We start from the raw sequence: 13848 nt of genomic DNA, 5'->3' as shown, positions 1-13848 counted from the left end.
AAGGGCGTTAAAAAAGCGACAGAAAATTAGGAAACTTGACGAAGAATCAGAGATTCTAGGAAAGTTTATACCTAAAGGTAGCCATATCCCTAATACAGCAAAGCTGAAAGGGCTACGTCTCTATTTTCCGAGCTTTTAGCCCGAGTTCAATTGAGTTTTTGAGATTTTAATCCGAACTCAAATTTAAGATGCGAAAGCGTTAAAAGAGTCCAAGAGAAAATAGGAAATCGAAGCAGGTTGCGATTGCAACCAATGAGATTTATCTTTTTCTTTAGATTTTTAGCTTAATCAAAATTGTTAGGATCGTAAAAGCGTTAGGCATTGCACTTGACCCAATCAACTACAAAAACTTCAGGAGGAGCGGGTAGGATTTGCCTACTCGCTTTTCTTAAAATATGTTATAATAAACTGTAAATAAAATAATAGGAGAAACAACCAAATGGCTCGCGAATTTTCACTTGAAAAAACTCGTAACATCGGTATCATGGCTCACGTCGATGCTGGTAAAACAACAACGACTGAACGTATTCTTTACTATACCGGTAAAATCCATAAAATTGGTGAAACACACGAAGGTGCTTCACAAATGGACTGGATGGAACAAGAACAAGAACGTGGTATTACCATTACATCTGCTGCAACAACAGCACAATGGAAAGATTACCGTGTCAACATTATCGACACACCAGGACACGTGGACTTCACAATTGAAGTACAACGTTCCCTTCGTGTATTGGATGGTGCCGTAACTGTCCTTGACTCACAATCAGGTGTTGAACCTCAAACGGAAACAGTTTGGCGTCAAGCAACTGAATATGGTGTTCCACGTATCGTATTTGCTAACAAAATGGATAAAATTGGTGCAGACTTCCTTTACTCAGTAAGCACTCTTCACGATCGCCTTCAAGCAAATGCTCATCCAATTCAATTGCCAATCGGTGCAGAAGATGATTTTCGTGGTATCATTGACTTGGTTCGTATGAAAGCTGAAATCTATACAAATGATCTTGGAACAGATATTCTTGAAGAAGATATTCCAGCTGATTATCTTGAACAAGCCCAAGAATGGCGTGAAAAATTGGTAGAAGCAGTTGCTGAAACTGATGAAGACTTGATGATGAAATACCTTGAAGGTGAAGAAATTACTGAAGCAGAACTAAAAGCTGCCATCCGTAAAGCAACTATCAATGTTGAATTCTTCCCAGTTCTTGCTGGTTCTGCCTTCAAGAACAAAGGTGTTCAAATGATGCTTGATGCAGTTATTGACTACCTTCCAAGCCCACTTGACATTCCAGCTATCAAGGGTGTAAACCCAGATACTGAAGAAGAAGAAACTCGTCCTGCATCTGATGACGAACCATTTGCAGCACTTGCTTTCAAGATTATGACAGACCCATTTGTTGGTCGTTTGACTTTCTTCCGTGTGTACTCAGGTGTCTTGAACTCAGGTTCATACGTTTTGAATACTTCTAAAGGAAAACGTGAACGTATCGGACGTATCCTGCAAATGCACGCTAACCACCGAAATGAAATCGAAACAGTTTACTCTGGTGACATCGCTGCAGCTGTTGGTTTGAAAGATACTACAACTGGTGACTCATTGACAGATGAAAAGGCAAAAATTATCCTTGAATCTATCGAAGTTCCAGAACCAGTTATCCAATTGATGGTTGAACCTAAGTCAAAAGCTGACCAAGATAAGATGGGTATTGCCCTTCAAAAATTGGCTGAAGAAGACCCAACTTTCCGCGTTGAAACTAACGTTGAAACTGGTGAAACAGTTATCTCTGGTATGGGTGAACTTCACTTGGATGTCCTTGTAGACCGTATGCGTCGTGAATTCAAAGTTGAAGCAAACGTAGGTGCTCCTCAAGTATCTTATCGTGAAACTTTCCGTGCACAAACATCAGCACGTGGATTCTTCAAACGTCAATCAGGTGGTAAAGGTCAATTCGGTGATGTTTGGATTGAATTTACTCCAAATGAAGAAGGAAAAGGATTCGAGTTTGAAAATGCTATCGTTGGTGGTGTGGTTCCACGTGAATTCATCCCAGCTGTAGAAAAAGGTTTGATTGAGTCAATGGCAAACGGTGTTCTTGCTGGTTACCCAATCGTTGACGTGAAGGCAAAACTGTATGATGGTTCATACCACGATGTCGACTCATCAGAAACAGCCTTCAAAGTTGCTGCCTCTCTTGCTCTTAAAGAAGCTGCTAAGACTGCGCAACCAACCATTCTTGAACCAATGATGCTTGTTACAATTACTGTACCAGAAGAAAACCTCGGTGACGTTATGGGACACGTAACAGCTCGTCGTGGACGTGTTGATGGTATGGAAGCTCATGGTAACAGCCAAATCGTTCGTGCCTATGTTCCACTTGCTGAAATGTTCGGTTATGCAACAGTTCTTCGTTCAGCATCACAAGGACGCGGTACTTTCATGATGGTATTTGACCACTACGAAGATGTACCGAAGTCAGTACAAGAAGAAATCATTAAGAAAAATAAAGGTGAGGCTTAATCAAGTCAAGCCCATGCGTCCGCAGTTGCGGGCGTTTTTTATAAAAAAGGAAGCTGGGACAATGTACTCAGCTTCCTTTGTTTATATAGTCAGAATTATAAGATGCAGTGGTTTGGAGAAGCTCTATTCACCTTAGTCAATGTAGAGTTTCCCATGCACAATTAATTAGGCACTTTAGTGCCAATTAATCACTGCTGAGTGGACTCTAATACGTTGATAAATCAACTTTTACAGCTCTACTCAACCGTACAGAGGTGGGACGATGAAATCAAGTTTTTACGAAACTACTGATTTCTGTCCCACTCTCTTTTTGCATATCTCCCACTTAGCTTCCGAAAATGAAAGAGAAATGAAAATCTTTGAAAGGAATGATATTCCTTGTTAATAATGCTGAAATCAGTTGCAATTTTAAGGGATAAAGTATATAATAGATATGTTGAAAGGTGATTTGTAGCAACTCAAGTTACTCTTTTCACATAAAAATTTTTTGATTTTCATAAGGAGGAAATCACGAATGGTAGTTAAAGTTGGTATTAACGGTTTCGGTCGTATCGGTCGTCTTGCATTCCGTCGTATCCAAAACGTAGAAGGTGTTGAAGTTACTCGTATCAACGACCTTACAGATCCAGTTATGCTTGCACATTTGTTGAAATATGACACAACTCAAGGTCGTTTCGACGGTACTGTGGAAGTTAAGGAAGGTGGATTCGAAGTTAACGGTAAATTCGTTAAAGTTTCTGCTGAACGTGACCCAGAACAAATCGACTGGGCTACTGACGGTGTAGAAATCGTTTTGGAAGCAACTGGCTTCTTTGCTAAGAAAGATGCAGCTGAAAAACACCTTAAAGGTGGAGCTAAGAAAGTTGTTATCACTGCTCCTGGCGGAAACGATGTTAAAACAATCGTATTTAACACTAACCACGATGTTCTTGATGGTACTGAAACAGTTATTTCAGGTGCTTCATGTACTACAAACTGCTTGGCTCCAATGGCTAAAGCACTTCAAGACAACTTCGGTATCGTTGAAGGTTTGATGACAACAATCCACGCTTACACTGGTGACCAAATGATTCTTGACGGTCCACATCGTAAAGGTGATCTTCGCCGTGCTCGTGCTGGTGCTGCAAATATCGTTCCTAACTCAACTGGTGCTGCTAAAGCTATCGGTCTTGTTATCCCAGAATTGAACGGTAAACTTGATGGTTCAGCCCAACGTGTTCCAACTCCAACTGGATCAGTTACTGAATTGGTTGCTGTTCTTGAAAAGAATGTAACTGTTGATGAAGTAAATGCAGCTATGAAAGCAGCAGCTAACGAATCATACGGTTACACAGAAGATCCAATCGTATCTTCAGATATCGTAGGTATGTCATTTGGTTCATTGTTTGATGCAACTCAAACTAAAGTTCTTGATGTTGACGGAAAACAATTGGTGAAAGTTGTATCTTGGTACGATAACGAAATGTCATACACTGCACAACTTGTACGTACTCTTGAATATTTTGCAAAAATTGCTAAATAATTCATCAGTATAGAAAAGGGAGGCTTGCCTCTCTTTTTTTGTTGTCATTCGCTCCTCGGCTCAGACTTGTGGAAGTTGGGAGTTGAATATGTATAAAAATTAAATTAGAATGTTGATAAAACTCCAGAGTTTCCACTCGTTTGGTCGTTATGACCAAGCTACAATAAAAACAACTTGACTTTACCCAAATCAAGTTGTTTTTTTACTATGTAAGGATTGTATTGCTAGATTTCTTCATCTGGTGTTAAAATCATTGGGATGATAATGGGCTCACGCTCTGTGTTTTCATATAAAAATGGTCTAAGAGCATTTACGATAGCACCATTGACTGACTGAATGCTAGCATCTTTATTTTTTAATGCAATACGAATCGCATTGAAAAGAATACGTTGGCTATGACGGATCAGTTCACCTGATTCACGCATATAGATAAAACCGCGACTAAGAATATCAGGACCAGCCAAAATCATTTTTGATTTAAAGTCAACGGTAGCTACTGCAAGGACAACGCCATCTTCGGAAAGGTCACGTCTGTCGCGAAGGACTGCGGCACCGATTTCTCCGATACGATTACCATCAACATAAATATCTTGGGCATTGAAACTTCCTGCAATACGAGCTGAATTGGCAGTTAAAGCAAGGACGTCTCCATTGCTCATGATAAAGATATTCTTTTTAGGGATGCCTGTATCCATTGCAAGCCCGGCATGGACTTTTTGCATGCGGTATTCACCATGGACTGGCATGAAATACTTCGGTTTTATCAAGCGAAGCATGAGTTTTTGTTCTTGTTGCCCTCCGTGCCCAGAGGTATGGATATTATTGATTTTTCCATGGATAACATCAACGCCAGCTTCTGAAATGGTGTTGATGAGCTTATTGACACTGGTGGTATTTCCAGGGATAGGACTAGAAGAGAAAATCACTGTATCACCTGGTTGAAGCTGCACTTGACGATGTGTTCCATTCGCAATGCGTGAAAGAGCTGCCATTGGCTCTCCTTGACTTCCTGTACACATGATTAGAATTTCATTTGCAGGATAATCTTTAATTTCATTTGGTTCAATGAACGTCCCTTTTGGGGTTTTGATATAACCTAGTTCGATTCCGTTGACAATGGCTTTTTCCATTGAACGTCCAAAAACAGCAATTTTTCGGCCAGTTTTAACCGCAGCATCCGCAGCTTGTTGAAGACGGAAGATATTTGAGGCAAAGGAGGCAAAAATAATCCGCCCGTGAATGCCTTCAATGATTTTCATGATAGATTGACCAACGACTTTTTCGGAATTTGTGAAAGTTGGAATTTCTGCATTGGTGGAATCAGAAAGAAGTGCTAGAACGCCATCTTCCCCAAGAGCTGCCATTCGATGTAAATCTGCTGGCTCGCCAACGGGGGTAAAGTCAAACTTGAAATCACCCGTACAAACAATTTTCCCTTGAGGTGTGTGGATGACAATTCCCAAAGGCTCTGGGATAGAGTGAGTTGTGCGGAAGAAGGTTGCTTTTAAATTTTTAAATTGAAGTTCGGTATTTTGATTGATTTCGTAGAGTTTAGCGTCACGTAAAAGTCCGTGCTCTTCCAATTTACCACGAATCAGTGCAAGGGCAAGTGGTCCAGCATAAATGGGAACATTTGCTTGCTTGAGAAGGAAGGGAATCCCTCCGATGTGGTCTTCGTGACCGTGAGTAATCAACACTCCTTTGATACGGTCAATATTTTCTACGATATAAGAATAATCAGGAATGACATAATCAATCCCTAAGAGGTCGTCTTCAGGAAATTTAATCCCTGCATCAACGATGATAATCTCATCCTGGTATTCAATCCCGTAGGTATTTTTTCCGATTTCTCCTAAACCACCAATGGCAAATACACCGACTTCTTCGGGTTTTAAAGTATATGACATGGTTTAGAGCTCCGTAATTGTAAAGTTGCCTGATTCTTTTTCGTATTCTAAATGTTTGTCAGACAAAAGTGTAATCAATTCAACATTATAAGGTGTTTTTTCTTCGACGAGTTTCCGGGCTTTGATGCGTCCTTCTAGTTCGTCTTTGGCGTCAATATCCAAGTAGAGAGAATGCGTGTTTTCCCGACGTGGATTGCGTTCTTTTGTTTCTTGATAAAAAACTTTGTAAATCATTTCAATTCCTTTCTCATTCATAATCAATCTACCAGAAAATAGCCACCTTATTTTCAAGGGCGGTCTCCATCTATTTGATTTTCTGGGTAATAAATTGATTTTGATACGTTACAATTATAATCATTATATCATAAAAAGGTTATTTAGTAAAAGAAAGAAGTGAGAAAAACTAGGAAAACGATTTTCAAAAGGTCTTGTTTTTTTGGAAATCATATTGAGGAAATCCGTATTTTTTGTAGTATAATAGAAAGTAGATTATCACAAAGGAAAGATAAGAATGAAAGTTTTAGCTTTTGACACATCCAGCAAAGCCCTAGCAATTGCGATTTTAGAAGATGAGAGTTTGCTTGCTGAGATGACGATAAATATTAAGAAAAATCATAGCGTTACATTGATGCCGGCTATTGATTTTTTAATGGAAAGTTTGGATTTAAAACCAACTGACTTAGAACGCATTGTGGTTGCAGAAGGTCCGGGTAGTTATACAGGTTTGCGAATTGCTGTGGCAACAGCCAAAACGTTAGCACATACGCTTAAAATAGATTTGGTAGGAGTTTCTAGCTTGCGAATTCTGGTGCCAGAGGACATTGACGGCTTGGTCATTCCTCTCATGGATGCTAGACGCAATCATGTCTATGCTGGTTTTTATGAAAATGGCAGAGCAGTTCAGCCAGAAGCTCATTTATCTTTTGAAGAAGTGTTAGAAAAAGCCAAGTCTGCTTCTCAGGTAACTTTTGTAGGAGAAGTGGAAAATTTTGCGGAGCAGATTCAATCCGCTTTGCCAGCAGCTCTTATCAAAGCAACCCTGCCAAGCGCTGTGCTCCTTGCTAAAATCGGTCTGCAACTATCGGATCGTTCTGTTCATGATTTTGTGCCGAATTACCTCAAGCGAGTGGAAGCAGAAGAGAATTGGCTCAAAAATCATCAAGAAACGAGCGATTCTTACATCAAGCGCTTATGATTGAGATTAAAAAAGATGAAAAAAAGCAGGTTGCTGATTTGGCAGAGCAGATTTACCAAGTATTAAAAGATGTGTATGCTGTCAGTCCTTGGAATATAGAGCAGATTGAGAAAGATTTACAAAATCCTCTGTCGGTTTATGTTTTGGCTTTGGAAGCTCAAAATTTAATTGGCTTTCTGGCTTTTCAAGGGTCGGATTTTGAAGCGGAAGTTTTACAAATTGCGGTTAAGAAAGCCTATCAAGGACAAAAAATTGCGACCGCTTTGTTTGAACATCTGCCAATTGACAAAGAGATTTTTCTCGAAGTGAGAGAATCCAACAAAGCAGCTCTGCTATTTTACCAAAAAGAGAAATTTATAAAAATCGCTCGGCGTAAGAATTACTATCATGAGCCAGTGGAAGATGCGATTGTAATGAAAAGGGAAAACAATGAATGACAGATATATTTTAGCTTTTGAGACCTCCTGCGATGAGACTAGCGTAGCGGTTTTAAAAAATGACGCTGAACTCTTATCCAATGTTATTGCGAGCCAGATTGAGAGCCATAAACGTTTTGGTGGCGTGGTACCGGAAGTAGCCAGCCGTCACCATGTGGAAGTTATCACAGCTTGTATTGAGGAGGCTCTTGCGGAGGCTGGTATTACAGAAAAAGAAGTGACTGCAGTAGCGGTAACTTATGGACCGGGACTAGTCGGTGCTCTTTTGGTCGGGCTGGCAGCTGCCAAGTCCTTTGCGTGGGCACATCATTTACCGCTTATTCCTGTCAATCATATGGCAGGTCATCTGATGGCGGCTCAGAGTGTTGAGAAATTAGAATACCCTCTTTTAGCATTATTAGTCAGTGGAGGGCATACGGAATTGGTTTATGTTAGCGAAGCTGGTGATTATCAGATTGTCGGAGAAACACGCGATGATGCAGTTGGAGAAGCTTATGATAAAGTTGGTCGTGTGATGGGATTGACTTATCCAGCTGGGCGTGAGATAGATGAATTGGCCCATAAAGGACAAGATATTTATGATTTTCCGAGAGCGATGATTAAAGAGGATAATTTAGAATTTTCTTTCTCTGGGTTGAAGTCTGCCTTTATCAACCTCTGTCACAATGCGGAGCAAAGGGGTGAAAGTTTGTCGAAAGAAAATTTGGCTGCTAGTTTTCAAGCTGCTGTTTTAGATATTCTCATGGCAAAAACAAAAAAAGCTTTGGAGAAATATCCTGTTAAGACCTTAGTCGTTGCGGGAGGTGTTGCTGCTAATCAAGGTTTACGTGAACGTTTAGCAGCTGAAATGACAGATATCAAGGTAATCATACCGCCTTTGCGTCTCTGTGGGGACAATGCAGGAATGATTGCTTATGCGAGCGTCAGTGAGTGGAACAAAGGGAATCTTGCAACATTGAGCTTGAATGCTAAGCCAAGTCTGGCATTTGACACAATGGAAGAATAAATATGATTGGAAAAAGTTTTAAGGATGGGGCTAAGGCAGCGATGCCAACGGCTCTTGGGTATATTAGTATTGGACTAGCTTGTGGAATTATTGGTGCTTCTTATGTCAGTCCTCTTGAAATGGCACTCATGAGCAGTTTAGTCTATGCAGGAAGTGCTCAGTTTGCTATGCTAGCACTTCTTGCGATTCACGCACCGGTAACAGCTATTGCTCTGACAGTTTTTTTAATCAATTTGCGGTTGTTTTTGCTGAGCCTTCATACATCAACCTTTTTTTGGCATGCCAGTCTATTGCAAAATATCGGTATCGGAATACTCTTGACAGATGAAACATACGGCGTTTTACTAAGTGAGCGTGTCCATACAAAGGATATTTCGCTTCAGTGGATGTATGGCAATAATATTACGAGCTATCTTGCTTGGATTGTTGGCTCTGTGGTCGGAACGACATTAGGAAGTCTTTTGCCCAATCCAGAAGTGTTTGGACTGGACTTTGCGCTGGTGGGCATGTTTATTGGGATTTTTTCTTCCCAATTTTTAGTGATGCTCCATAAAACAAAACTTCAAAAACTAGTAGTGATTTTGGTTGTGGTAGCTTTGTCGTTCTATGCTTTAAGTATGCTTGTTTCTTCGTCTTTAGCTGTTTTAACGTCGACCTTATTAGGCTGTGCTGTGGGGGTAATACTAGATGATAAATAATTATATATTTGTCGCCATTCTTCTCTCAGCCTTGGTGACGTGGCTAGCGCGGGTGACTCCTTTTATCTTGGTAAAATATCGCGGCTTACCTAAAGTTGTAGAACGATTTTTACAGTATTTACCAGTCTCTATTATTTTTGCATTGATTTTATCCAGCCTTACAAATGGGAAGATAGGGCAGTTGCCAACCTTTAAATGGCTAGATTTAATAGCTGTCTTTCCAACAATTTATATTGCTTTTCGCTATCGTAACTTAGTAGTGACCGTGATTTTTGGTGTGATATTGGTAGCTATTCTGCGATTTATCTTTTAACTTTATAGAAATAACTCTGTCTTAGGAAATCACTAAAGCGGAGTTTTAGTTAAAAATGACCGTTTAAGACTTAAAACAGACCATTCAGAATTTTAATGAGTTTTTTATTTAGATTGGGTACAATGAGAGTTTGTTGTAAAGTAGATTTGCGGTTACTATTTTCATTTCCAAAGGGGCTTTTTCCGAGTCTGCCAAAAGCAGTATTGAGACTTACTTCGCAAACTCTATCTATAACCTCAAGTCAGTGCTTTGAGCAATTATCTACTTCGTTAAGAATTTTAGGTATCAAAAAGTAGAGGCTGGGACAAAAGTCCGACCTCAAGTATAAAAAGCGAACAAAACTAGTTTTCTGGTAATCAGAATTCTGCTTTGTTCGCTTTTCGCATTTAATTATAGATTTGAAGGGCTTAATAATTAAGATTTTTAAAAATTGAAATCTTTTTGTCCCAAACTCTTTACAAGCTATTGTTTTCCCAACAAATGTAGTGATTGGAAAAGCACTTTTGATTTTAATCAATTAGAGTTCTTTAGAACAATTGATTAGGAATAGGTGCCACCCATCACAGCTATCTGTTAGTTTTCTTTTTTGTCTAATTTCTTGCCTAACTCAATAATGTATTGTTTCATATCGTCTTTGATTTGAGGATGTTTGAGGGCATAGTCAATAGATGTTTTCATAAAGCCAAATTTGTCGCCGACATCATAACGGTCACCTGTGAACTCACGAGCGAATACTCTTTGTGTTTTGTTGAGAGTATCAATAGCATCTGTCAGCTGGATTTCATTTCCGGCACCTGGCTTTTGTGTTTCCAAGATGGAGAAGATTTCAGGCGTCAGTAGGTAGCGTCCGATAATGGCGAGATCACTTGGTGCGTCTTCTGGTTTTGGCTTTTCAACAAAAGTTTCAACGCTGTAGAGCCCATTTACTCCTTCACCTTGTGGATTAATAACACCGTAAGAAGAAACTTCGTCGTGTGGCATTTTCATGACAGCAATAGTTGAAGCGTGTGTTTCTTCGTAATCGTTCATCAATTGCTTGGTAAGTGGTACTGCTTTGTCATTTGTAATGTCCATTAGGTCATCACCTAGCATGACAACGAAAGGTTCATTCCCAACGAAAGCTTTGGCCTGTAAAACAGCGTCTCCAAGCCCACGTGGATGGCTTTGACGAATGAAATGAAGACCGATACCAGTCGTTTCATCTACGAGTTTTAAAAGATCAGATTTACCTTTTTCTTTGAGGTTGTACTCCAATTCAAAATTTGAATCAAAGTGGTCTTCAATGGAGCGTTTAGATTTTCCGGTTACGACCAAGATGTCTTTGATACCGGCCTTTAATGCTTCTTCGACAATAAATTGAATAGTCGGTTTGTCAACGATAGGCAGCATTTCTTTGGCGAGCGCTTTGGTTGCTGGCAAGAAACGAGTTCCAAGTCCAGCAGCAGGGATAACAGCTTTTCTTACTTGAGTCATATGACCCTCCTTTTTTGTAGTAGCTAATTACGACCATTCGTTTTCAGCTTTGAATTCATTATTCATTATATCATAAATGGCGTCTTTTATGTTAAGGCTTTCATAAATCACGTGATAGATCGCTTGAGTAATTGGCATATAGACACCCAGTTCTTGTGCGAGTTCGTAAGCAGCTTTGGTGGTGGAAATGCCTTCGATGACCATGCCCATGTTGGCTTCAATATCTTCTAACTTTTCGCCACGACCAAGAGCATCACCAGCGCGCCAATTACGTGAGTGAACGGAGGTTCCTGTAACAATTAAATCTCCTACTCCGGATAAGCCACTATATGTTAAGGGACTAGCACCAAGTTTGACGCCAAGACGAGTAATTTCTGCTAAGCCGCGTGTGATAATCGCAGCTTTTGCATTATCACCGTAACCGAGACCATGAAGGGCACCTGCTCCGACAGCAATGATATTTTTTAGTGCGCCGGCTGTTTCTACGCCGATGACATCTGTATTAGTGTAGAGACGGAAGTAGTGATTGCTGAAAAGTTCTTGAACATATTTTGCTGCTTCTAAGTCTTTTGAAGCTGCTGTGATGAGAGTAATGTCGCGAACGATAGTCTCCTCAGCGTGGCTGGGACCAGAGACAACGACGATTTCGCTACGGAATTGTTCAGGCAATTCTTCCTCTAAAATCATGGAAAGTCGTTTGTGAGTGTCGGGCTCCAGACCTTTTGAAGCATGCATCACTTTAACTGGATGATCCAGCACCTCGGCTACTTGTTTGGCTACAAGACGTGTGACCTTGGTTGGAACGACGAAAAGGATAGCATCCACGCCATCAAGGGTTTCTTTTAAGTCGTAATACGCTGTGATCTTTTCATCAAGAACAATATCTTTAAAATACCGTTTGTTAGTGTGGTGCTCGTTGATTTCAGTAATTTGTTCGGCAATATTGCCCCAAATACGAACTTCATGTCCGTTGTCATTTAATACTTGTGCCAAGGCAGTACCCCATGAACCAGGGCCTAAAACAGCAACTGTTTGTTTTTCCATGTTCTTCTCCTTATAGAGTTTTCTAATTTCATTTTACCATAGAAAGCGATAAATTTCTTGTTTAGTAGTAGCTTGTTTTTATAAGTTATTATTTTATAAGAATAAAGGCTGATTAAAGTGCATAAAAAGAGTGTAATGAGGCAGGAGTTGTGGCTAGTATAAAAACTATTTATCACGACCTTTAAAAAAATCAATTGGACGGCAGGTAGAGGAAGTGGTAAGATTGTGTATATCAATGAGGAGGGAATCGTATGAGCAGACCGATTGTTGGAGTGACCGCTAATCTTTGTCCTGTCGATAAGGAAGGTAAAAATATCCATTCGTCCGTTTCTAGTAAATTTGCTGAGAGTATCAGAATTGCTGGTGGATTGCCTATGATTATCCCTGTTGGTGACAAAAGTTTGGTGAGGGATTATATTGAAAGTATTGATAAATTGATTTTGTCTGGCGGACAACATGTGCACCCCACTTTTTACGGAGAAAAGCAGACGATTGAGAGTGATGATTACAATATGGTGCGAGACGAATTTGAGCTGGCTCTGTTAGCAGAAACTATTCGACAAGAAAAACCAATTATGGCAATTTGCCGAGGCTTGCAGTTGGTCAATGTTGCTTTTGATGGAACGCTCAATCAGCATATTGACAACCATTGGCAGGGCTTACCTTTTGGAACTTCTCATTCTATTCAAACTGAGAAAGGCAGCATTGTTGAAGAATTGTTCGGTCGTGCTAGTCAGATTAACTCTGTCCACCGACAAAGTATTAAAGATTTGGCACCGAATTTTCGCGCAACAGCTTTTGATCCTAGGGATAAAACCATTGAAGCGATTGAGTCGCTAGATGATAGTCGGATCATTGGGCTTCAATGGCACCCAGAGTTTTTAGTCAATGAAGAAAAAGGGAATCTAGAACTTTTTCAGTATCTTTTGCAGAAATTGTAAATTTGAAATACGGCTTAAGCTTCATTTAAGAAAATCATTTTATAATAATATTATCAAATGAAGACCTCCTAACTTTATTTGATGAAATCCTAAAACTTTTTCATAATAATCTCCCTATAAGGATCACCAAAGAGGTGGTCTTTTTTCTACCATTTGTCAAGCAATTCAATATTTTTCAGTCAAAGAATTGATGATTGATTTGATTTTAATAGTTTATCCTAGCTCTTTTCGGCTCTTTTGATTGGAAAAAGAGTACACAAAATCAATACCATACCTAGCGAAATTTTTTGTAAGGTGTTACAATAATAGAGCATAGACGGCTTTAATGATTTTGGGTTAAAGTGTAATCGTAAAGTTTGTTATGCGTAATGAGGTAATACATTGTCCTTATGAGGCGATGCATTGAGGCAATCGTATGAGGCTTAGTTGAAGTCGTCTGCGATTGTCTTTTTCGTTTCTCATAAAAGTCCGCAATATGATAGGGCTTGGTATGACTGACCGAAGCAATGTTGTGAATGGTCTTGAAGAGAATTTTTCTGGCATGAGGATTGCCCCGTTTGGTGATGTGTTCTTAAGCCAGAAAGTTTCCAGATTCGTAGTGTCTGAGATCAATTCCAATAAAGGCGTTGATTTGATTGGCAGACTGAAAACGGCGAATATCTCCTAATTCGCTTATGATAGAGGTGGCTGTTGTTTCAGCGATACCAGAGATGGAGAGAACGAATCTCATCCTCTCTCAATCTTAGCTTTTCATTACCCCACTACAGTTGACAAAGAGCCACTTTTTTCTA

General features: G+C 39.8%; 12 protein-coding genes and 1 pseudogene. 8 read left to right on the top strand and 5 right to left on the bottom strand.

Features of this window, described 5'->3' with window-relative positions:
• Positions 1-439 precede the first annotated feature (439 nt).
• Both fusA and gap read left to right on the top strand, forming a co-directional pair.
• Positions 440-2521: an elongation factor G gene (fusA, locus tag HMPREF2634_RS03455; protein ID WP_003026447.1), complete on the top strand. Its 2082-nt coding sequence runs from the start codon at positions 440-442 to the stop codon at positions 2519-2521.
• 514 nt (positions 2522-3035) lie between these two features.
• Complete coding sequence (gap, locus tag HMPREF2634_RS03450) at positions 3036-4043, top strand: type I glyceraldehyde-3-phosphate dehydrogenase (protein WP_003026445.1); 1008 nt, start codon at positions 3036-3038, stop codon at positions 4041-4043.
• A 224-nt stretch (positions 4044-4267) separates the two neighbouring features.
• Here gap and rnjA read toward each other — a convergent pair whose 3' ends face one another.
• Both rnjA and HMPREF2634_RS03440 read right to left on the bottom strand, forming a co-directional pair.
• On the bottom strand, positions 4268-5950 hold the full coding sequence (gene rnjA, locus HMPREF2634_RS03445; RefSeq protein WP_003026442.1) for a ribonuclease J1: 1683 nt from the start codon (positions 5948-5950) through the stop codon (positions 4268-4270).
• Positions 5951-5953: 3 nt separating this feature from the next.
• Positions 5954-6184 carry a DNA-directed RNA polymerase subunit epsilon gene (locus HMPREF2634_RS03440; protein WP_020999859.1) on the bottom strand — a complete coding sequence of 77 codons (231 nt, stop codon included), beginning with the start codon at positions 6182-6184 and terminating at the stop codon, positions 5954-5956.
• 277 nt (positions 6185-6461) lie between these two features.
• On the opposite strand from HMPREF2634_RS03440, the gene tsaB reads away from it, so the two are divergent.
• The 5 genes from tsaB to HMPREF2634_RS03415 are packed head-to-tail and all read left to right on the top strand — an operon-like array spanning position 6462 to position 9599.
• Positions 6462-7145, top strand: coding sequence for a tRNA (adenosine(37)-N6)-threonylcarbamoyltransferase complex dimerization subunit type 1 TsaB (gene tsaB, locus HMPREF2634_RS03435; RefSeq protein ID WP_049506824.1), 684 nt, complete (start codon positions 6462-6464; stop codon positions 7143-7145).
• Positions 7142-7582 (top strand): ribosomal protein S18-alanine N-acetyltransferase, encoded by a 441-nt coding sequence (rimI, locus tag HMPREF2634_RS03430; RefSeq protein WP_003026437.1) that lies wholly within the window; start codon positions 7142-7144, stop codon positions 7580-7582. The genes tsaB and rimI overlap by 4 nt, the downstream gene beginning before the upstream one ends.
• A complete protein-coding gene (gene tsaD, locus HMPREF2634_RS03425) occupies positions 7575-8588 on the top strand; it encodes a tRNA (adenosine(37)-N6)-threonylcarbamoyltransferase complex transferase subunit TsaD (RefSeq protein ID WP_021002143.1) in 1014 nt (337 codons plus the stop codon). The genes rimI and tsaD overlap by 8 nt, the downstream gene beginning before the upstream one ends.
• A 2-nt stretch (positions 8589-8590) precedes the next feature.
• Positions 8591-9286 (top strand): AzlC family ABC transporter permease, encoded by a 696-nt coding sequence (locus tag HMPREF2634_RS03420; protein WP_021002142.1) that lies wholly within the window; start codon positions 8591-8593, stop codon positions 9284-9286.
• Positions 9276-9599, top strand: coding sequence for an AzlD domain-containing protein (locus tag HMPREF2634_RS03415; RefSeq protein WP_003028637.1), 324 nt, complete (start codon positions 9276-9278; stop codon positions 9597-9599). Before HMPREF2634_RS03420 ends, HMPREF2634_RS03415 begins: the two co-directional genes overlap by 11 nt.
• Before the next feature lie 573 nt (positions 9600-10172).
• Here the strand turns inward: HMPREF2634_RS03415 and galU are convergent.
• Together galU and HMPREF2634_RS03405 are read right to left on the bottom strand one after the other, a co-directional pair.
• Positions 10173-11072 (bottom strand): UTP--glucose-1-phosphate uridylyltransferase GalU, encoded by a 900-nt coding sequence (gene galU, locus HMPREF2634_RS03410; protein WP_057489825.1) that lies wholly within the window; start codon positions 11070-11072, stop codon positions 10173-10175.
• Between the two features lie 27 nt (positions 11073-11099).
• Positions 11100-12116, bottom strand: coding sequence for an NAD(P)H-dependent glycerol-3-phosphate dehydrogenase (locus tag HMPREF2634_RS03405; protein ID WP_021002140.1), 1017 nt, complete (start codon positions 12114-12116; stop codon positions 11100-11102).
• Between the two features lie 251 nt (positions 12117-12367).
• On the opposite strand from HMPREF2634_RS03405, the gene HMPREF2634_RS03400 reads away from it, so the two are divergent.
• Positions 12368-13057 (top strand): gamma-glutamyl-gamma-aminobutyrate hydrolase family protein, encoded by a 690-nt coding sequence (locus HMPREF2634_RS03400; RefSeq protein WP_021002139.1) that lies wholly within the window; start codon positions 12368-12370, stop codon positions 13055-13057.
• Between the two features lie 322 nt (positions 13058-13379).
• Here HMPREF2634_RS03400 and HMPREF2634_RS09685 read toward each other — a convergent pair.
• Positions 13380-13778 (bottom strand): annotated as a pseudogene (locus HMPREF2634_RS09685) (transposase); the annotation flags it as partial.
• Positions 13779-13848: the final 70 nt, after the last annotated feature.

Origin of the sequence: Streptococcus sp. HMSC034B03, assembly GCF_001838575.1 — a bacterium.
Taxonomy (GTDB): Bacteria; Bacillota; Bacilli; order Lactobacillales; family Streptococcaceae; genus Streptococcus; species Streptococcus anginosus.
Note: the sequence above shows the minus strand (reverse complement) of the source record. Positions and strands in the feature narration are given on the sequence as shown.